Raw genomic sequence first — 20109 nt, 5'->3', positions numbered from 1 at the left:
CACTCCTCTATTTAAAAACCTCGTTTAAATGGTCTTTATAAAATGAAATAGCCCGTTCAAACTCTTTAACTTCTTCTACTTTTACGACTGTTTCAAGTAATAATTTCATCGCGGATTCATGATCGTTTACGTTATATTTCGCTAATGACAAAAATACTTTCATCACATCATTATCTGGAAACTGCTGCAAACCTGTTTCTAAAACAGTAATTGCTTTATCATACTCGCCTATACAACGATATGTACTACCAAGACCGATATATGCGCCGCAAAGTGACTCCCCTTCAAGACCGTTTGCAATTGCCTGTTCATAATACGGCATAGCTTCTGTTTCAAGACCCATTACATCATGTATCCAGGCACATTGATAAAGTACTTCTGCATCCCTCGTAAAGTTTGTTAATCCGATGAGTATCTCTTTAGACTGCGCATATTTCTTTTCTTTCCGGAGTTTAATAGCTTGCTTTAATAAATGTTCCATAGAATTCACTCCTCACCAATTATTCTATGTATCCATATTGAATGGTTAACGTTTGTGCAAAAGTAAAATTCCCATAAATTAAAGTTTCGCTTACCAATATATACTATGCGGATTCACTCTTATCCAAATACTTAAAATTATGAAGCAGTAACGCGATTACATAGTACTTCTAACCTTTTGACAATTTCTTTCGCTGTTTCATCTTTTCCATTACAGAACTGCCCTTTACCGTCTTGTCCAATTACGTAGTGCATTGCTCCGCGCGAATATAAAGAATGTGGTGAATTTGCAATCATTACACTCGCCTTCGCTTCTTCCATTCTATTTTTCGCTCTTTCAAACAGTTCTTCTTTATTTACGTCACTTTCAAGTTTAAAGCCAACGAGTACAGTTTCTGGATCCCACTCTTTTATTTGTTTTAATACTTTCGGTGCCTTTTGAAAATGTATAATTGGCGCTATATCACTTGAGATTTTTCCATTCATATCAAGAACATTGCCCTCTTGATCACAAATCTTGTCCACAATCCAATCAGATCCAGCCGCTGCCATAATGACTGCATCGACCTTTTCGTGCGTAATTATACTCTTCATTTTATCTTGTAAATCAACAATTCCTTCAAATGGGTGTAATTCTAATTGATTGTTTATATCATTCGGTTTCTCCGCAAAATAACCATGTAAATATATAACATAGGCCCCTTTACTTATAAGTTCTTCGGCGATTGTTCTTCCAATTGTTCCTTTTGCCATATTCGTATGACCACGAACTTGATCCCATTTTTCTAAACAACCACCGCTTGTAATTAATACCTTTTTCCCCTTCATTGTAACCATCCCTTACTAATTTTTCTTACGAAACCATTCTGTTCCAAAATCAACTATATCACGTTGTTTCATAAGACGGCACTTTGCGTTTCCTATTTTCCCTATTTTCACAGTTCCCTTTTGCTCAAATTCCACACCAATTTCTACAAATTTGTCAGAATCGTAATCCATATCAACAAATTCTTTCCACACTCTTTCACCATTTTCTATAATGGGTGCCCCTACTTTTATTAACTCACACGCACCAGAACGTACTTCTGATAAATGTACAGAAGTATTGGAATCATATCCAACACCAATTAATAATATGTATCCGTCTAAATCGTATATTTTTCTTAATGGAGATTCTTCTCCTAAACTCATTGATAGTGACTGATTCATCGTTATTTCTTCTGCATGTCTTCCCCATGCAGCAAAACTTCCTAATGGATGGTTACTACGTACTACATTCGGATATGTACGAAAACATTCAACTACTTTTCCCATTGCCCTTGTTGGCGTTATATGTGGCTCAAATGCTGGGACGTTATCCCGAATAATTTGCCACCATTCTTCAGGTACAGGTGGTCTTGACCAATGTTTCGGATCAGATAAATCCGAAGATTGAGTTGGCATAATGATCGTTCCCTCTTCTGTAATAACATTCATTAACGCCTCTACTACTGCAACTGCGCCTCCAGATACCCAGCCTATGGAACTTAACGAAGAATGTACAATAACTGTCATTCCTTTTTCTAATCCTAATTTTCTTAAATCATTTATAATTGTTTTAATTGTATTTGGCAATGGCGTACTTGCCACTATTTCATTCATTTTCACGATTGTTCCCCCATTTTGTTTTAAACTACTACATACATATATTATCATATTTTTCTTAATTTTTAACTTAATCATTTTTATCTACACAAAAAATGGTAATAAATTAGTTTTATATAACAAAAGAAGCAACATGAAGGCGTTACATCACAGCAATAAAAACAATATATTTAAACGAAAGAGCCCATCAAAAATGATGAGCTCTTTGTTCCATTTATCCTTCAATTGTAACTCCAGTAAACATCGATAAGTTTCCCGTTATTTTCTCACCTACACGTAAAAATAAACCAGCAGCTCTCCCGCTAATACAGTGTGAACCAATTAATAGTTTACCAGTATACAGACCGTCCCATGTGTCAATTGTATAGTCAGGCATTTCTATGTATTGCTGATATATTTTCCGCTGTTCAAAGTAATACTCTGTTTTATCTTCAGCTAATAGTTCATTATTTTCGTATATAGATACTCCTCCGCCTTCACGGCCGTATAAAGGTTTAGATACATATGATTCATTTCGTTCTATAAACGGTTTATTTGTAAAATATGTCGGTAAAAAGTAGTTCTGAATGATTCCTCGCTCCTCTTCCTCAAAGAAAACTTCCTCTTCGTAAAGTTGCCATATTAATGCGAGTACACTTTTATTTTGCATAAGAAAAGCAGCTGGTGGATTAATGATTTTCACTCTACCTTGCGCAATATGATCTAAAAACTGGAGTCCAATTCTTTTCCCGTTTTTATCAGCATCTGAAACTAAATATTCAATTGGATATAGTCTATATAAATAATGAATTCGTTCACCATTTTGCGTATATATACCATCATCTGCAACGACAATATCTTGTATACCTATATAATCCGTTGACTGATCTAAACAATAACTTCTTAAAAATTGAACCGTTTGATGGTCTTCATCATGCCAATCATAACTCGTAAAATAAATCGTTTCTCTAGGATCTATACTATAGTCATGTTTAATTTGTTCCCACGCCTGCACAATATGCTCTTCTATATGATTTGGGTGATTTACATCGTGATAACGGCACAACACTTCATTTGCGACAGATGGCTCTAAATAACCTGTTGGTGTATCACAATTTACTTCTATTAACTTTATATCTTCACCATTTACGATAAAGTCAAATCTCGTAAAATATGAAAACAAACCAGTGTGTTTCATTCTCGCAATTTCCCATGTTTCAGCAGGAAATCCTAGTGTTTGAAAATCTTCTGCCGTATTGAGAATATATTGATACGTTCTATATAACACGTACATAATTTCTTCTGTTGCTTTCGAAATAGCAGTATATGTGTTTACAGGCATACGATACATACCTGTTGCCATATATTGATTCCATTCTTCATTTTCTAATAGACTCGGCCAAGTAAATCCATTCCGACCAGCCTCTTCCGCTAGTGAAAACCATACTTTCATATACTCTTTCTGCTCTTGTTCTGTATACATGATTCTATTATCCTTTCGTGTTATGATCCGGCTGGCGCTTTTGCGTTCCCAATTCCACTTGAACCTGAATTCACTTTTGGCGTTTGTGTCGTAGATGATTTTGGCGTATTTGTATCTGGCGTCGCTTTATTTGAGGAATTTGGCTGTTGTTTATTTAAATCCACTTTATTAGAAGAATTATTGTTGTTGCTGTTAGTTCCACCGTAGTATCCTCCTCCACCGCTGCCACCAGTTCTACTTTGGTCTTTCTCACGATATGGAATAATATTATTTGCATACGGTTTCTTCATTATATTTGGTTTTGCTGTATAATTCATATTTGAAGTTCTGCTTGCTAATAAATATCCTGCTACGAATGGAAGTATCGGTAAATGTGAATTTTCATGATACGATGAAAATGATGGATTCATTTCCTTACATAACTCATCATTTTCTACATTTTCATTAGTAGGCGTTTTATCATCGCAATTTAATGTTTCTTGTTCATTTCCCTGTTTTGCACCATCTGTTTTAACAGCAGTACTTTCTTGTTGAGCAGTATCTTCTTCATAATCACCACATCCAGTTAATAAAAAAGATGATACCCCTATTGAAGTAGCAATTTTTATAAATTTACTTTTATCCATTCTCATGTGTTATACACCTAATTTCCATTATCTATATTTTTCCAGATACCTTTATTATATAATGTAAATGTTACTTTTTTCAAACTAAACACAATATATATTTGCATATTTTCGTACTATTTTTCCAAATAACAATGAAACCTTTCAATCCCCGGATATTTTTCTCCTAAACTTTGAATCTGAAAACCCATTTTCTTATAAAATTTTACTGCCTCAGCGTCTGTCTCTGCCTCTAGATACGTCAATTGATACATTCTTACTATTTCCTTTATCATTTGCACCGCTATTCCTTTATGACGATATTGCGGTACCACTGCTATGTGGCATATTCTCGCTTTATTTGCTCCGGTTATTTCAATACCTATGCAAGCCTTTTCCTCATATTTATGCAAAGTCCCTTTATTGCTTTCATAAAATAAAACTGCTTTCTTTTTGCTAGATTCACTTGGGCCGACTGCATACAGTAGTACATTTAATATGGGATCTTTCTCAATTTGTTTAACACATTGCAAATTCATATCATCATTCCTTTCTATGAAAAAAGATTAGCTCTTTATATAAAGAGCTAATCTCATCACGCAGTTATTTTTTCTTCTTTCTTCACAACGACCGCTACATAACTATGTAGTATCATTCCGATAATAACGAGGCTCATACCAATCCAAGATAAAGATGACGGAATTGGTGCAGATAACAAGATAAGTTCTCCTACTAGCGCAAATAAAACCTCACTGGACTGAGTCGCTTCCACTGTTGCTAGTTTTTGTGGATCATCTTTTACAAGATCTGTCGCAAAGAAGAATAATACCGTTGCGATTAAGCCAGAACTAACTGCTACAATAAAACATTGAAAAACTTGACTACTTGACGGTAGTCCGCCTGTTGATACTTCATAACCAGATAGTAAAAACCAAAATGGTAAACTGGCTAAAGTCATACCGAGAACTCGCTGGAATACATCTAACTCCCCTTTACAAACTTGCATCATTTTTCGATTTCCAAGAGGATACGCAAACGCTGCAATAAGTACAGGAACGACACATAAAACAGTTTCACGAATTCCTAATGAAGAAGCATGTTCTACTTGCATAAGTACAACACCGCATAAAATAATACCCGACATAACTAATTCCTTCATTGGGAGTTTTTTATGTAATGGATCTACCGCAAAAAATGGTGTTAATAAAATCCCTGCGACGATTGTAATTTGCCATGTTGATGCAACGAGCCAACCAGGTCCAAAAGCTCCGGCAAAACTAAGTGGTGCATAGAAGAGACCAAATCCAACGATACTCCAAACTAACCATTCTTTCGGATTGTTTTTCATATATTGAAAGAGTTGCTTTAAGTTTCCTCTATACATGACAATAAGTAAAAGCATCGGAACCATAAAGTAGTACCGTAATGATGCACTCCAAATCCAGCTTCCACCTTCTAAGTCCATCGCCCGGTTTAAAACGAAGGTAAAGGCAAAGAAAAATGATGCCAATATCCCTACTGCTATAGCTTTCATTATAAAACCCCTTGTTCAGTTTCTTCTTACTACTATACAACAATTTAAATATAATTAAAATTCAAACTTTTCATCTCGCGTGTATCTAGCTCTATATAGTTTTCTTAACTGACTAATATGAGCTTGATGGTACCGATTATGATCAGCTATGTGCCATATCCCCCACCTTATAGTCGCATTTTCTCCCTTTTCATAAAAAACTTCTCGTGTTAAATCATTTTCTGTTAGTTTCATACATTCCTCATAAAACATATGTTGCACAACTTCATAATTTTGCATTAATTGTTGCAACGTCTGTTTTCTTAAACTTGGCAGCTCTCCTGCTTCATTTAACATAGGTCCATATATATTTTCAAGTGCGAGCGGAATTGCTTCCCCTTTTAATCGGTACACCCAATGTAAATCGACAACTGCTAAATGTTGAAGTAGTTGTCCAATACTATTTTCATTATTTTCTGTCCCTTTAAATGACAGTTCTTTCTCATCAGTACCTTCTACTAACTTTTGCAGTCGTTTAAATGTATCCGTAACCGTCGCATACAAAATCGCAACTTGCGGGTTCATATTTCTTTGCAAAAGTAGATCTTTCATATGAAACTCCCCCCTTACAAGAACAACACCATATGTTCATCATCACTATACACACCATTCATCTTTATAGCTCTTTTTTCAATCCCATACGTTTTAAAGCCCATAGATTCATACAACTTTTTTGCTGGCTCATTTGTGGAAACAACACCTAATGTCAATTGTTCCAAGTCCATTTCTCTTGCTCTTTCAATTGCCTTACGTATTAACTCACGTGCAAGGCCACTTCTTCGATTGCTTGCATCTACATACATCGCAACGATATGCCCTTTATGTTTATACGCCTCTTTCTCTTCTGTTAGTAAAGTGACAACTCCAACTAATTGATTCTCTTCATTAAAAGCACCAAATGTACAACTAGTAGCAGCTGATAAATTACTTTCCACTCGCTTAATAGGATTTTCCTGACGAATCGCCTCTTCATAAGTTGTTACAAATGCCTCAGGGTTTACTTGTAATGCTTGTAACCGTAAGTCCCAATATTTTTTTGCATCTTCTTTCGTAAGTAATCGAATCATATTTCTCTATCCCCTTTTAATTAACATAATATTTTTATAAGCTACTAATTAAAGATTGATATTCTTCTCTTAACATACTATAACGATAGCGATGAATGAACTGACCTTTACGTAATCGATCATTTCTCATTAACCCTTCGCATACAAAACCAGCCTTTTCATAGCTCTTTCTAGCTTGAAAATTATCTTCATCTACACGTAGCCATACTTTTTCTAATTCAAATTCAAAGAATGCTATATGTAACATACTATATAGGGCTGCTATTCCATACCCTTTACCCCAGTATTCTTTATTACCAATCGCGATTCCCAATTCTGCATTTTTATTTGTTTTATCAAAGTTTTTAAGATCTACCCATCCAATATGTATGCCGTTCTCTGTAGTGATTGCTCTTTGTTCATAACCATTTTTTCGATTTATACATGCTTCAATCCATTTTTTTGTATCTTCACGAGTGAACGGTGGATATTGATCTGGTACAACTAAATGTTTTGTTACTTTTGTATCTAATGACCATTGATATCGGTCTTCTACATCATCTAGTGTCAGTTCTCTTAATTGAACGAATGGTATATTCATTGTATTATCCCCCTTTTACTTTCCTATAGAAAACCCTTCGAACATTCTTCCTCCATACTGTTCTAACGTTTTTTCTACAAAAGTAATTAATTTTCTTTTCTCTCCTGTTTTATAAAAATGATCGAATGCTGTTACAAATTGATCTGCGTATTGTTCATCATATCTTCTAAGTACCCTTATAAACCATTTTGAACTTCCAAGCCATTTACCATTTACTCTTAATACATATTCATGTAATAAATCAGCTAATAAATTCGCGATAAACAACTCTTCTTCTCTTTTTGATGCACCAATAAAATCATCCAAAGTATCTGTAATAAAATAACGCTTCTGCTCCATCATTTCTTCCGTCCATTTAGCTGGCCCTTTATTTAGTAACTCATTCGCTTCGCTTTTTAATTTCTCAACAATTTCATTTTCCCCTTTTAATACAATACCTTCTGCAACTAATTGTGGTAACGAAGGTCTTCCGCGGTCACAATCTATTTTAAAGAAGGTTTTTAACGTTTCAAAATTATGTACAAATACCTCAACTGGCCACCCATTACTATAGAAAGATTCTCGATAACAAGACATTAAACTTTGATCAACTATTACAATGTCCAAATCAGATGTTTTTGTCGCTTCTCCCCTTGCAACACTTCCTCCAAGTAAAGCTACATCACAATCCGGAAATTGTGATGTAATGATGCTTTTTGCCGCTTCCATTGCTTTCATAACCGTTCCTCTTTTCTTATTTCACTTTCTTTTTTTCAGCTCTTTCTCTCGCTTTTTTTATATACGGCTCTGCGTCTGGTGTTTTGCATGACGTTGCCCCGTGATCAACGTGTACTTTTCCAATTTCACGTGCAATTTCAATCGCTGCTTGCTCTAAGTCTTCATTACGAATTCCTATCGCGATTAAAGCACGATTCATCGCTTCTTTTTTTCTATTTTTTTCATTATGTATATTTACTTTAATTTCTTCTAAATACGGAGAGAAGAAATCGTCTTGTAACGTTTTATTTTTCATCGCTATATTTGCTAATAAAGACCAGCCTGCTCTTCCAATCCATTCATCATCACACTTTGTCCATTCTTCCATTTTTTCTATCGCGATTGGCGACGTACAAATAGCCGTCATTAAAACATCCATTAAACAATAATAATCAACTTCCTGTACCCATTTATTTAGCAGTTCTGTCGTAACTTTCTTTGGATCTAAAATCATTGTTGCTAATGTCATTGCATCCATATTTTTTGTTTCCCATAATAAAATTGCTAAATCATGATCTTTTTTTATTTTCTTTTTTAACAATTTTAAATTAGCAAAACTAACTCCGAATAGTGGCTCTTTCGCTCCGTGGTTTTTATACGTTTTACGATTCTGTTCTGTTCCGTATTCCTCTAGTTGCTGCATTACTTCTTCAAGTAACATATGCCCACCTCTTTATCTTTTCTGTTGACTTCATATATGTATGTACGATATATTCTACATTACTTTTTGGTTTTCCTATATTTATTTTTCAAAATACGGTATGTGAAATTTTGTAGATGCGTTTTAATGCAACAGGCACACTCTTCGTCAGCATTCTCTGTATAACTCACTCATTGGGTTTATTATATATAGCAACAAACTACATGCATTTTCATTCCATCCTTGTTTCATTTTAGTAAACCAGCAAAATATTGAAATCTTGCATACTTTTGGACAAACTTTTTTGCTCTTGTAAAAAAGTTTTTTTGCAATTACCTCCCTATAATTGCTAATATAGTAGAGTAGAACTTTTATAGAGAGAAGGAAAATTATGCACAATGGAATTCGAATGACAACTTTAGTGAAAAGGACTATGTTGATTTGCGCGGGGGTATTATTTACATACGAAGCGGCCTTAGGATCAGCACATACTGCTCTAGCGAGTACAGAGGATGAAGCAAAATCTGTTCAACTTGTAAGTGAAATTCAATCATCTCTTGCACCGAAAGAAGCTCCAAAACAATATAATGGGCAAGTTAGAAAAGTAGCTTACTTAACATTTGATGATGGTCCTGGAAAATACACAGCTGAGCTTTTAGATATGTTAAAGAGAGAAAATGCAAAAGCAACATTCTTCCTTATTGGTTCAAATGTAAAAGCTTTCCCTGATCTTGTAAAACGTGAAGATGCTGAAGGCCACTACGTTGGGATGCACAGTATGACTCATAACTACAAGAAGCTTTACACAGAAGGTCATTATGTAGATGAGATGAAGGAAGATCAAGGCTTAATCGCTGGCGTTTTAGGCAAATCACCAGTATTAACTCGTCCGTCTTACGGATCAATGCCAGGATTAAATGAGGCTCTTCGCAACAAAGTTGTTGAGAATGGCTTAAAAGTTTGGGATTGGACAATCGATTCTTTAGACTGGAAGTATAACAAAATGCAGGTTGATGCTGCATCAGCTAAAATTGTAGAAAACGTTCTAAATGGCGCTAACAAGCCAACAGAAGTTATCCTTATGCACGATATTCACCCACAATCCGTAAAAGCAGTACCTGGTATTATTAAAGGACTGAAAGAAAAAGGATATGAATTAGAAGCCTATAGTGAGAACGAACACTTCCCATTAAACTTCTGGCATGATAATCGTATGTAATGAAAAAGACTTGATTTCCTTTATTTAGGAATCAAGTCTTTTTATCGTTTTAGAATTATTCCTCGTATATTCCGCTCAAACTCCCCCTTCTCTAATATTAATAAAAATTCAAAATCACATGAATTTAACTTAAAAAAATCACATGTTATACTATAATCTAGTTTAAATAAGTAGGTGCCATATGATCGTTTATACAGTACAAACTGAAGAAGCTTGGAAGCAATTTAAGAAAGTTGGTTATTTAGAAGGTAATAAAAAATTCATTGATCAAGACGATTTATATTCATATGACTGGATGGTGCGCGTTGCTAAAACAAGATTGCCTCATTACGAAGGTAACTATCCTATTTGGGTCTGGGAAGCAACTCATTACCCAAACCGAAATCATAAAGCTTGGGGTAAAAAAAATTCAAAAATGGTAATTATGGATTGAATATACAAATTCAATCCTATTTTTTATATTATCAACACTTTAGCACATATTACTCTTAAGGAGTGATGTGTATATGGATTTTCTTTCAGCCGAATATTTGTCAGCCTTGCTTGCCATTATTGTAATTGATTTAGTGCTAGCCGGTGATAATGCCATTGTAATTGGATTAGCAGCAAGACGATTACCGAAAGATCAACAAAAGAAAGTAATTATATGGGGAACTATCGGGGCAATCGCGATTAGAGCTCTCGCTACTTTAGTTGTCGTTTGGTTGTTAAAAATACCAGGGTTACTTCTAATTGGTGGTGTACTTCTTATATGGATCGCTTACAAATTAATTGCTGAAGGCAAAGATCATGATATTAAAGCAGAAGAAGGTTTTTGGTCTGCTATTAAAACCATTATCATTGCTGATGCATTAATGGGCATTGATAATGTCCTCGCTGTTGCTGGAGCTGCGCATGGCAACTTTTCTTTAGTAATCATTGGGCTATTGGTTTCAATTCCAGTAGTAGTTTGGGGCAGTAGATTAATTTTAAAATGGGTCGACCGTTATCCTATCATTATTACAATTGGAGCAGCTGTTTTAGCTTATACTGCCGCGAAAATGATTGTGGATGAAAAGTGGTTCACTGCATTTTTCGAAAGTAACCCTTTCATTAAATGGGCATTCATCATTATTGTCATTGCTGGTGTAGTGTTCTTTGGAAAGATGAAACAAAAGACTAAAGATGTTTCTATATAATAACAACGTTCTATTTATAAACAAAAGCGCCACTCATATGAGTAGCGCTTTTTAATATTTATTTCGTTTCCCCATCTTCAGTCGTCTTTACCTTCGTTTTATTTTTATCACGATGGTTATAGTTGTACTTTGAACGATCAACCGGTGTAAATCCTTCCGGTGTGTAGAATCGTAATAAGTCACCATTCACGACTTGGTCAGAGTATTTTAACGATTTTTGAACCATTTGTTCATTTTGTTTTATTTCATCTGTAAATTCTACTGGTTTTCCAGTCGTTGTATCATAGTATTTGCCGTTTAATGCAGTAACTGTTGGACTTACGTAGTTACCATTACGGAACGCAACGACTTGTTTATGATCTGGTGATAATAAATCTGAACCAAATTGAACATAATCTTTTGTATCTGTTCCAAGTAAGTGTAAAAGAGTTGGAAGAACATCAATTTCACCACCGTATTGATGTTGTACGCCACCTTTCACACCTGGTACACGAACGATTAAAGGTACACGCTGTAACTGTGCATTTTCAAACGAGTTAATTTCTTTACCCATTACTTTTGACATTGCTGCGTTATGATTATCTGAAATACCGTAATGGTCTCCGTACATAACGATAATAGAATTATCGTATAAACCAGATTGTTTCAAGTAATCGATGAAACCTTTTACAGATTCGTCTAAATAACGTGCTGTTTGGAAATACGTATCTACAGACGAGTCACCTGTGTTCGCTGGTTCAATTGTCGCTTCCTCTTTATCAATTGGATACGGGAAGTGATTCGATAACGTAATAAACTTCGTATAGAACGGTTGTTTCAATGTTTCTAATAACGGAATGGATTCATTAAAGAATGGTTTATCTTTTAATCCATAGTTTACTACATCTTTTTCGTTCATATCATAGTATGAAGCATCAAAGAATTTATTAAAACCAAATGATTTATAAATATCGTCACGGTTCCAGAATGTTTTATAGTTACCGTGGAATACTGCTGATGTGTATCCTTGTTGCCCTAAAATAGCTGGTGCTGATTGATACGTATTATGAGATTTCGTTGTAAATACAGATCCTTGTGGTAAACCAAACATAGAATTCTCTAACATAAACTCCGCATCAGACGTTTTCCCTTGCCCTGTTTGATGGAAGAAGTTATCAAAGTAAAGCGTATTCGCATCTTTTGTAAATGAGTTTAAGAACGGCGTTACTTCTTGACCATTTAATTTATAGTCAATTAAGAAGTTTTGGAATGACTCTAAATGAATATAGATTACGTTCATTCCCTTTCCTTTACCGAAATACTCAGGGTTTGGACTAGCGTAAGTTGATGTCAAATAATTTCTTACTTCTGTCATATTATCTCCATCAGCTAATGCTCGTTCTGTTGATGCTTTCGCACTTTGAATTCCATCATAAATTGTATAGTTATATGCCCCTAAATATTTCACAATATAATTACGATCGAATGTTCTTGTTAATAATTCAGGACGGTCAGATTCTGCAAGTCCTAAGTTAACACTGAATAATAAAATACCTGCTACAAATACTAAAGATAATTTATGTTTCGCAACACGAATTGGTTTTGGATTTACAAATTTCGTTGCTACTAACACAATTAAAATAATTGTATCTAAGAAGTATAGCGGATCATAAAGATGTAACAACGCAATAATACTACCACCTAAATCTCCAAAGTTATTCGTTTGTGTTAATGTCGGGAACGTAATAAAGTCACTGAAAAAGCGATAGTATACGACGTTTGCGTATAAAAGAATCGACAATAACAAGTTGATAACAATTAACCAAATATAAGATCGTTTCCCTTTTGCAAATAATGCAAGTCCTAAAAATAGAACTGCTGAACTAAGTGGGTTGAAAAACAGCAAGAATTTTTGGATTGTGTTTGAAATTCCTAAATTAAATTCCGTTACATAAGCTGCATATGTTTTGAGCCAAAATAAAATAACGGCAAACAGAAAGAATCCAAAATGATTGCTTAACACACTTTTGCTCTTTAATAAGAATTGTTTCATTTCTCCACCTCTTTTGATCATCCAAGGCTTATTTTTTTATAAGTCTGTCTCTCTATTCAATTTTTTATCTTCAAATAGATTTTATATATTTAACTATATGAAGAATACTAGTAATTATAATTTGAAGCTAGTATTTATTCAACTATTTCTTTTTAGACATTTTGACCTTGGTTTCTATTTAACAAAATAAATTTGTAACATTTCCTGTTTTCTCCCAAGATTCATCCACTAATTATGACATCACATACTATAAACCTTTATTCACTACTTCGCAAATAAATATGTCTCCAGTTCTGGAACATTAATGTAATATAATGAAATTCACAATAGATAGCATTTAATTTTTTGATATATATTATTTCTTCATTCAGTTATTTATGCTTCAGCCATTCTTCTATGTGCAAAATCCAAATCTCTTTCCTCTAATAAAGTTATTCTTGAATAATTATTCACAATCCATAAAAATAATGATTATAAAAACCCTCGCTCTCAAAACGAAAGCGAGGGTTTTCATCATTTATTATTGACCTTTGTACATTGCATCTACTTGTTTTTGAAGTTCTTCATTTTCTAAGAACTCATCGTAAGTAGCCTCTTTATCGATTACACCGTTTGGCGTTACTTCGATAATGCGGTTTGCAATTGTTTGTACGAACTGATGGTCATGAGATGTGAATAAAATTGTACCTTTAAATGCGATTAAACCATTGTTTAATGCAGTGATAGACTCAAGGTCTAAGTGGTTCGTTGGATCGTCAAGTGTAATTACGTTTGCACCACTTAACATCATTTTAGATAACATACAACGAACTTTTTCGCCTCCAGATAATACAGAAACGTTCTTCTTAACTTCTTCTCCTGAGAATAACATACGGCCTAAGAAACCACGTAAGAAGCTTTCTGACTCATCTTGTGGAGAGAATTGACGTAACCATTCAACTAAGTTGTAGTCACTGTTCTCAAAGTACTTAGAGTTATCTCTTGGGAAGTACGATTGAGATGTTGTAACGCCCCATTTAAATGAACCACTATCTGGCTCCATTTCACCCATAAGGATTTTGAATAATGTCGTCATTGCAATATCGTTACGACCGATAAATGCAACTTTATCACCTTTATTTAAAGTGAAGTACACATTATCTAACACTTTTTCACCATCAATCGTTTTAGAAAGACCTTCAACAGTTAATAAGTCATTTCCTACTTCACGCTCTGGTGTGAAGCCAACAAATGGATAACGACGAGATGATGGCTTAATATCATCTAATGTAATTTTATCTAATAATTTTTTACGAGAAGTTGCTTGTTTCGCTTTAGATGCGTTTGAGCTAAAACGTGCAATGAAGTTTTGTAACTCTTTTACTTTCTCTTCTTTTTTCTTATTAGCATCTTGCGTTAATTTTAAAGCTAATTGGCTTGACTCATACCAGAAGTCATAGTTACCAACATAAAGTTGAATTTTACCGAAATCAAGATCAGCCATGTGTGTACATACTTTATTTAAGAAGTGACGGTCATGGGATACAACGATTACTGTATTTTCAAAGTTCATTAAGAAGTTTTCTAACCATTGGATCGCTTTTAAGTCCAAGTGGTTCGTAGGCTCATCTAGTAATAGAATATCAGGTTGACCGAATAAAGCTTGAGCAAGTAATACTTTTACTTTCTCTGCACCAGTTAACTCAGACATTTTCTTATCATGAAGGTCTTCACCAATACCTAAACCTTTAAGAAGGATTGCAGCTTCTGACTCAGCTTCCCAACCGTTAAGCTCAGCGAACTCACCTTCAAGTTCTGCAGCACGCATTCCATCTTCATCACTAAAGTCTTCTTTCATGTAAATGGCATTTTTCTCTTGCATTACTTTGTAAAGACGAGTATGACCCATAATTACAGTTTCTAATACTGGAAACTCTTCATATTCAAAGTGGTTCTGTTTTAATACTGCTAGACGCTCGCCTGGCGTAATATGTATGTCACCTGTTGATGGTTCGATTTCTCCAGATAAAATCTTTAGAAACGTTGATTTACCAGCACCGTTTGCTCCGATTAAGCCGTAGCAGTTACCTGGCGTGAATTTTATGTTAACATCTTCAAACAATTTGCGATCCGCGAAACGCAAACTAACGTTACTTACTGTAATCATTTGTGTCCTCCTACTAATACCGCTTATTTCAGCGTTTTCTCACCGATTGTCTTAAAAAATCGCATATTACGACTCAATTATTGTAGACTATAGCTATTATATAGTAGAAGCTGGATGAATAGCAACGGTTGATTGCTATTCCTTTCTTTACAAACTTGAATAAAACCTTTGTTTTTAATTATATTAAAGTTACATACACACTTTAAGAAGGATTCATTTTGAAAAAAATATTTATAATTGGAGCATTATGTTTATCCATTGAAATAATACAATCATTTGAATGCATTTCGCATTATAAATAGCAAACTAAAACGCTCACAAAATATTCTCAGCGTTTTTATTTCCTTCTTCAACTAAAGCACCCGTTAGTGTAAAAAGCTATTTCACCATTTTTATTGTTAACTTATCTTTTAGCATTGAACTATATGAGTCAATTTCATATTTTGTATTATTGATTTTTTCTTTTTTCATTTTTAACATATCGAATATTTCTAACTCTAAATCCCTTCTAGCCTCAAGAACTTTTATCGTTCCTTCTACACCTGAATGATTATGTTCTTTCCCATAGCCTTGGTTCGTGTAATAGTCGACAATTCCTTTGGACCATTCTGGATTTCTTTCTTTTAATGCCTTCCTAAATGAAAATTCAAGATCATCTTGTTCTACATAGAATAACATTGGATTTAAATTCTCTATGATTTTTGCAATTTTCATTACATAATTTATTATTTTTTCTTTTTGTTCACCGTATTTAATCATCCCAATTGTTAATGGATTTTGTATGAAACAACATTCAAAAATATAAACCTTATTATCTTCTAGAGCAATTTCAGCAAAGTCATTCCATTTGTCAGCAATTAATTCAATATTTTTATCGAATGGTAATTCATATATATCGTTTCTTGAAATATCGTTACATAATTCGTCCGAAAACTGGTCACCAAACTCATTTTTTATCTTTCTGTATGGTAATAAATAATTGCTTCCTTTTTTTAAAACTCTTTTAAGAAGAACTTCTTTAAAATCTCCACTGTTAGATACTAATCTATCGAATTCAAATTTATTAAAACAAGATACACCATCATAGTCGGCGGGGTGGTTCAAATTCCCCTCTAAAAATAGTTCAACTTCAATTTTATTTTGGTTTAGAATTTCATTTATTAGCTTTGCAGTGGTCGATTTTCCGAATCCAGGTAAACCTTCTACTATTATTAGTTTTGTATTCATATTTATAAATCCCTTCCTTCAAAGTATTTAACCAAGATTTAAAAAATTACTTACTCCACTGCAATCACTCCTTCAAAATACGATATTCAACATTTCCTTTGAAAAATCCTTCTTAAAGTAACCTGACCGTTAACTTAAGAATATTTTTTCATAATCTCTATCATTATTTTAACATAAATTTTCCATTTACCTTTTAAAAAAGATATTCCACCATTATTTGAGTGAACTATATAAAAAAGGATGCAAAATCATATGTGATTTTGCATCCCTAATTTGTGTGTTATTTTATATTTTCTATCCTATAACGGAACCAGTTACTTTTAAAAGTGGATTCTTTTATTTCCTTTCACTTAATTTCTTTGCATAATTCTTCATTTTACTCGTTAATCCTATTAAAGCAGGTAACAATATTGGCATCACAATAATAGCTAATAGTAACAGTGCAACACCAACAACGGATGCTACTTGTATAAGCGTTAATACACCTGAAGGGATTAATGCAGCAAATGTACCTCCTAAAATAAGTGCTGCTGATAATACGACTCCTCCAATATGACGAGAAGCAGTTACAATTTTCGTCGCTGGGTCCCCTTCTAACTCATTGTATCTCATCATTACAAAAATACTATAATCCACTCCTAAAGCGACTATCATTATGAAACTAAAGAACGGAACATTCCAGCTTAATGAATCTACATGTAAAACATGCGTACTAATTTGTTCACTTATCCCTAATGATGCAAAGTACGCTAATAGTAACGATCCAATAATAAAGATGGTATTTAATAATGAACGTGTAATCATCATTAATACAATCGCAATTCCAATTAACATAATTGTAGCTGTACGTAAGAAGTCTTGCCCTGTTACTTCTTTTAAATCAACGTTTCTAGCTGTCGTTCCTCCAATTGCTGTTTTCGCATGATTTAATTCCGTCCCCTTCAAAGTACCATCTATCGTTTTATTGATTTCTTGAATAACTGGCATCGCTTCTTTTGAATACGGATTTACGTCTAAAATGATTGTCATTTTAGCAGTCTTTCTATCATGTGACATGTACGTATTCAAAGCTTTTTGGAAATCTTCTCCCTCCAAAACTTCTTTTGGAATATAGAATTTCTCAGAGCTTTTTGATTCATTTAGTTCTCCTAAATATTTCTGAGCATCCCCTAGGCCGTTACTTACCTTTTCAAGGCCTTCTGTACTTTTAGATAGTCCTGATTGTAATTGCCCCATCTGTTCTTGCAAGTCTTTCAGTCCGGTTAATAGCTGGCCTTGCCCATCGTTTATTTTCGTTAATCCGGTTTGTAATTCAGATGACTTGTTCGCAATTTGTTTTGAACCTGAAGCACCTTCATTTAATCCATTTTTAAGATCAGCTGCTCCTTTTTGTAACTTAGTAACTCCGTTGCTCATTTCTTTTAAGCCATTATCCACTTTCAATAACAATTGATTCGCTTCTTTAAATGATCCCATCGCCGCATTGTGTTGCGTTGCTAATTGATTTAATTCATTTGAAAGCCCACCTAATTGCTTTTGAGCCTCTTTAGCAATTCCTATCGTCTGCAGAATGTTAGGATCATTTGCTAATTCTGGTTTCGTTTGGATGAAATTGGTCATTAACATTTCAATTTGTTCATAACCTTTCTTCGCACCGTCAATCGCTTGAGAAATACTTCCGAAGTATTGACCGTAAGAACTTAAACCTTTTTCTAACTGCGTATAGCCAGCATGAAGTTGTGAAGCTGCATGAGATAATATACTTATATTTTCATTTACTGAAGTTAACCCACTCTCAATTTGCTGCGCACCTTTTGCTCCATCATTTATGCCATTAGATAGTTGATTTAAAGCTGTTCCTAATGCCGATACACCATTCTTCGCTTCATTTGTTCCATCAATTAACTTTTGAACGTTTGCAAGACTATTTGAGTCCTTATTACCCATCTTATCTTTCGCAGTAGTTAATCCATCATTAATTTCCTTTATACCACCATTGGCATCTCCTAAACCTGTATTTAGTTCACCCGCTTGTTTATTTATATATAGTTCTTTAATCCTATCACCAGTTGGACGTGTCGGTGCATATACTTCTGAAACACCTTTCACTTTCAAAATCTTATCAGTTAGTTCATCTAAAGTTTGAAGCGAACTCGCCTCATCTAACTTGTTATTCGATTGAATGACTAACGTACTTGGTGAAGAAAAACCAGGTGGAAAATGTTCTTCTATTACGTTAATCCCCATTTTCGACTCATATTTATTGTCTACTTCAAATAAGTCGTTGTAATTAAGTGTATTAGAATACTTTAATATGAAAGGAATCGATATCACAAATACGATAATTAAAGCTACAAATGGTCTTACTACTGCGTTTTTCGCAAAGAATCCCCATAGACGACTGTCTTCATGACCTTTAAATGTTTTAACGGGATAAAACATCCCTTTTCCTAAAAGCACCATGAAAAACGGATTTAACGTAGTTAATACTAGTAATAAAACTGCGACACCAATTGCTACCGCTGAAGTAGATTGATATAATTTAAAACTCGCTAAAGCAAGAGATGCAAAACCAATTAGCACTGCTATCCCGCTATATAAAACGGTTTTCCCTGCCGATTTAAATGTTTCTTTCGTAGCCAAAAATGCGTTTTCTTGTTTACTTAATTCTTCTTTAAATCTTGTAAATAATAAAATATTATAGTCTGTTCCAACCCCAAACAGGACAACAACGACAAACACTTGCGTAAAGTTAGAAAACGGAAAATTAAATTGATCTACTAAATGGGCAATAATCCCCATTGAAACTAAATATGATACCCCAACAGTAAGAAGAGAAACAATTGGAACAATAGGTGAACGGAATACAATGATTAATATTACAAGAATGAAAATAATTGAAATAACTTCAGTCTTTTTCACTCCCTCTTGAGAGGATGTAAGAAAATCGCCCGCGATTAAGTCACTTCCTGTTAAGTACGTTGTTACCCCTTTCGTTTTCACTTTATTATGAAGATTATTTGTAACTTTCGATATTTCACCATGCTTTTTATCTATCGATATTTGCGTTAAAATAGTCGTATTATCTTTAGAAACTAATTGTTTCTCTAAATCTTTATTATCTAAATGTGAAACAACTTCTTTAATTCCTAATTGTTCTTTTTCATTTTGCAAAACGTTGATTGTTTTTGTAATTTCCTCTTTTTGTTCAGTCGTTAAAGCTGTTTTACTACCACTATTAAAAACTGCTATAATCTCATACTTTTCTGTCCCGTCTTTATTCATTTCTTTTATCATTTTGTCAGCAATACTACTTTGTTCTGTATTAGGAATCGTAATATGCCCTTTTTCTTTCACTAATTTATCCATATTGGGCATCGTAACGATCATTGTAATAGTAATAACTATCCATAATAGAAAAGATAAACTTCTCCAATTTTTCAGCTTGCTCATTTGCATCATCTCCCGCGATTAAAATTTCATGTTAGTTGCGGAATGAA

18 protein-coding genes and 1 pseudogene are annotated in these 20109 nt (G+C 33.9%); 3 read left to right on the top strand and 16 right to left on the bottom strand.

All coding sequences use genetic code 11. From position 1 onward, the window contains the following. Window positions 1–7: 7 nt before the first annotated feature. The 12 genes from ACTFRN_RS19495 to ACTFRN_RS19440 all read right to left on the bottom strand — a co-directional run bounded on the left by ACTFRN_RS19495 (window position 8) and on the right by ACTFRN_RS19440 (window position 8828). A complete protein-coding gene (locus ACTFRN_RS19495) occupies window positions 8–481 on the bottom strand; it encodes a tetratricopeptide repeat protein (protein WP_000400626.1) in 474 nt (157 codons plus the stop codon). A 137-nt stretch (window positions 482–618) separates the two neighbouring features. Beyond that, window positions 619–1308 (bottom strand): phosphopantothenoylcysteine decarboxylase domain-containing protein, encoded by a 690-nt coding sequence (locus ACTFRN_RS19490; RefSeq protein ID WP_000676730.1) that lies wholly within the window; start codon window positions 1306–1308, stop codon window positions 619–621. Window positions 1309–1323: 15 nt separating this feature from the next. Continuing rightward, on the bottom strand, window positions 1324–2121 hold the full coding sequence (gene aacC, locus ACTFRN_RS19485) for a BA2930 family N-acetyltransferase (protein WP_124878413.1): 798 nt from the start codon (window positions 2119–2121) through the stop codon (window positions 1324–1326). A gap of 217 nt (window positions 2122–2338) precedes the next feature. Then, on the bottom strand, window positions 2339–3586 hold the full coding sequence (locus ACTFRN_RS19480; RefSeq protein WP_000287877.1) for a glutathionylspermidine synthase family protein: 1248 nt from the start codon (window positions 3584–3586) through the stop codon (window positions 2339–2341). Window positions 3587–3606: 20 nt separating this feature from the next. Next, window positions 3607–4218: a hypothetical protein gene (locus ACTFRN_RS19475; protein ID WP_001242159.1), complete on the bottom strand. Its 612-nt coding sequence runs from the start codon at window positions 4216–4218 to the stop codon at window positions 3607–3609. 110 nt (window positions 4219–4328) lie between these two features. Next, on the bottom strand, window positions 4329–4730 hold the full coding sequence (locus ACTFRN_RS19470; RefSeq protein WP_001053113.1) for a GNAT family N-acetyltransferase: 402 nt from the start codon (window positions 4728–4730) through the stop codon (window positions 4329–4331). Between the two features lie 56 nt (window positions 4731–4786). Beyond that, window positions 4787–5725: a DMT family transporter gene (locus ACTFRN_RS19465; protein ID WP_049112817.1), complete on the bottom strand. Its 939-nt coding sequence runs from the start codon at window positions 5723–5725 to the stop codon at window positions 4787–4789. A gap of 54 nt (window positions 5726–5779) precedes the next feature. Continuing rightward, the gene (locus ACTFRN_RS19460) at window positions 5780–6316 is read right to left on the bottom strand and encodes a DinB family protein (RefSeq protein ID WP_000653990.1); all 537 of its coding nucleotides are present in this window, start codon (window positions 6314–6316) and stop codon (window positions 5780–5782) included. 14 nt (window positions 6317–6330) lie between these two features. Continuing rightward, the gene (locus tag ACTFRN_RS19455; RefSeq protein ID WP_000620338.1) at window positions 6331–6831 is read right to left on the bottom strand and encodes a GNAT family N-acetyltransferase; all 501 of its coding nucleotides are present in this window, start codon (window positions 6829–6831) and stop codon (window positions 6331–6333) included. Window positions 6832–6865: 34 nt separating this feature from the next. Then, on the bottom strand, window positions 6866–7411 hold the full coding sequence (locus ACTFRN_RS19450) for a GNAT family N-acetyltransferase (RefSeq protein ID WP_049112820.1): 546 nt from the start codon (window positions 7409–7411) through the stop codon (window positions 6866–6868). Between the two features lie 15 nt (window positions 7412–7426). Further along, entirely contained in the window at window positions 7427–8128 is a 702-nt protein-coding gene (locus ACTFRN_RS19445) for a nucleotidyltransferase domain-containing protein (RefSeq protein ID WP_074568071.1), read from the bottom strand. A gap of 16 nt (window positions 8129–8144) precedes the next feature. Beyond that, the gene (locus ACTFRN_RS19440) at window positions 8145–8828 is read right to left on the bottom strand and encodes a DNA alkylation repair protein (RefSeq protein WP_000923426.1); all 684 of its coding nucleotides are present in this window, start codon (window positions 8826–8828) and stop codon (window positions 8145–8147) included. Between the two features lie 370 nt (window positions 8829–9198). Between ACTFRN_RS19440 and ACTFRN_RS19435 the strand changes: the two genes are divergently transcribed. From ACTFRN_RS19435 to ACTFRN_RS19425, 3 genes and pseudogenes are all read left to right on the top strand, one after another. After that, window positions 9199–10026 (top strand): peptidoglycan-N-acetylglucosamine deacetylase, encoded by an 828-nt coding sequence (locus tag ACTFRN_RS19435; protein ID WP_088106733.1) that lies wholly within the window; start codon window positions 9199–9201, stop codon window positions 10024–10026. A 181-nt stretch (window positions 10027–10207) separates the two neighbouring features. Beyond that, a pseudogene (locus ACTFRN_RS19430) lies at window positions 10208–10453 on the top strand (DUF3841 domain-containing protein); the annotation flags it as partial. Window positions 10454–10532: 79 nt separating this feature from the next. Continuing rightward, window positions 10533–11204: a TerC family protein gene (locus ACTFRN_RS19425; RefSeq protein ID WP_000346927.1), complete on the top strand. Its 672-nt coding sequence runs from the start codon at window positions 10533–10535 to the stop codon at window positions 11202–11204. Between the two features lie 58 nt (window positions 11205–11262). On the opposite strand, the gene ACTFRN_RS19420 is transcribed toward ACTFRN_RS19425, so the two are convergent. The 4 genes from ACTFRN_RS19420 to ACTFRN_RS19405 form a co-directional block, all read right to left on the bottom strand. Further along, window positions 11263–13236 carry an LTA synthase family protein gene (locus tag ACTFRN_RS19420; protein WP_074568070.1) on the bottom strand — a complete coding sequence of 658 codons (1974 nt, stop codon included), beginning with the start codon at window positions 13234–13236 and terminating at the stop codon, window positions 11263–11265. A 520-nt stretch (window positions 13237–13756) separates the two neighbouring features. Beyond that, the gene (locus tag ACTFRN_RS19415; RefSeq protein WP_000633868.1) at window positions 13757–15382 is read right to left on the bottom strand and encodes an ABC-F family ATP-binding cassette domain-containing protein; all 1626 of its coding nucleotides are present in this window, start codon (window positions 15380–15382) and stop codon (window positions 13757–13759) included. A 378-nt stretch (window positions 15383–15760) separates the two neighbouring features. Continuing rightward, entirely contained in the window at window positions 15761–16609 is an 849-nt protein-coding gene (locus tag ACTFRN_RS19410) for a hypothetical protein (protein WP_001093184.1), read from the bottom strand. A 336-nt stretch (window positions 16610–16945) separates the two neighbouring features. Continuing rightward, window positions 16946–20062 (bottom strand): MMPL family transporter, encoded by a 3117-nt coding sequence (locus tag ACTFRN_RS19405; RefSeq protein ID WP_000040246.1) that lies wholly within the window; start codon window positions 20060–20062, stop codon window positions 16946–16948. Window positions 20063–20109: the final 47 nt, after the last annotated feature.

Origin of the sequence: Bacillus cereus group sp. MYBK245-2 (genome assembly GCF_051916145.1) — a bacterium.
Taxonomy (GTDB): domain Bacteria; phylum Bacillota; class Bacilli; order Bacillales; family Bacillaceae_G; genus Bacillus_A; species Bacillus_A pacificus.
The sequence above is the reverse complement of the archived record's forward strand: the minus strand, read 5'-3'. Positions and strand labels throughout refer to the sequence as shown.

What these genes read in the sequence shown, in the direction of transcription:
- ACTFRN_RS19495 (WP_000400626.1), bottom strand. Translation starts at nt 481, where the DNA reads ATGGAACATTTATTAAAGCAAGCTATTAAACTCCGGAAAGAAAAGAAA.
- ACTFRN_RS19490 (WP_000676730.1), bottom strand. Translation starts at nt 1,308, where the DNA reads ATGAAGGGGAAAAAGGTATTAATTACAAGCGGTGGTTGTTTAGAAAAA.
- aacC (WP_124878413.1), bottom strand. Translation starts at nt 2,121, where the DNA reads ATGAATGAAATAGTGGCAAGTACGCCATTGCCAAATACAATTAAAACA.
- ACTFRN_RS19480 (WP_000287877.1), bottom strand. Translation starts at nt 3,586, where the DNA reads ATGTATACAGAACAAGAGCAGAAAGAGTATATGAAAGTATGGTTTTCA.
- ACTFRN_RS19475 (WP_001242159.1), bottom strand. Translation starts at nt 4,218, where the DNA reads ATGAGAATGGATAAAAGTAAATTTATAAAAATTGCTACTTCAATAGGG.
- ACTFRN_RS19470 (WP_001053113.1), bottom strand. Translation starts at nt 4,730, where the DNA reads ATGAATTTGCAATGTGTTAAACAAATTGAGAAAGATCCCATATTAAAT.
- ACTFRN_RS19465 (WP_049112817.1), bottom strand. Translation starts at nt 5,725, where the DNA reads ATGAAAGCTATAGCAGTAGGGATATTGGCATCATTTTTCTTTGCCTTT.
- ACTFRN_RS19460 (WP_000653990.1), bottom strand. Translation starts at nt 6,316, where the DNA reads ATGAAAGATCTACTTTTGCAAAGAAATATGAACCCGCAAGTTGCGATT.
- ACTFRN_RS19455 (WP_000620338.1), bottom strand. Translation starts at nt 6,831, where the DNA reads ATGATTCGATTACTTACGAAAGAAGATGCAAAAAAATATTGGGACTTA.
- ACTFRN_RS19450 (WP_049112820.1), bottom strand. Translation starts at nt 7,411, where the DNA reads ATGAATATACCATTCGTTCAATTAAGAGAACTGACACTAGATGATGTA.
- ACTFRN_RS19445 (WP_074568071.1), bottom strand. Translation starts at nt 8,128, where the DNA reads ATGAAAGCAATGGAAGCGGCAAAAAGCATCATTACATCACAATTTCCG.
- ACTFRN_RS19440 (WP_000923426.1), bottom strand. Translation starts at nt 8,828, where the DNA reads ATGTTACTTGAAGAAGTAATGCAGCAACTAGAGGAATACGGAACAGAA.
- ACTFRN_RS19435 (WP_088106733.1), top strand. Translation starts at nt 9,199, where the DNA reads ATGCACAATGGAATTCGAATGACAACTTTAGTGAAAAGGACTATGTTG.
- ACTFRN_RS19425 (WP_000346927.1), top strand. Translation starts at nt 10,533, where the DNA reads ATGGATTTTCTTTCAGCCGAATATTTGTCAGCCTTGCTTGCCATTATT.
- ACTFRN_RS19420 (WP_074568070.1), bottom strand. Translation starts at nt 13,236, where the DNA reads ATGAAACAATTCTTATTAAAGAGCAAAAGTGTGTTAAGCAATCATTTT.
- ACTFRN_RS19415 (WP_000633868.1), bottom strand. Translation starts at nt 15,382, where the DNA reads ATGATTACAGTAAGTAACGTTAGTTTGCGTTTCGCGGATCGCAAATTG.
- ACTFRN_RS19410 (WP_001093184.1), bottom strand. Translation starts at nt 16,609, where the DNA reads ATGAATACAAAACTAATAATAGTAGAAGGTTTACCTGGATTCGGAAAA.
- ACTFRN_RS19405 (WP_000040246.1), bottom strand. Translation starts at nt 20,062, where the DNA reads ATGAGCAAGCTGAAAAATTGGAGAAGTTTATCTTTTCTATTATGGATA.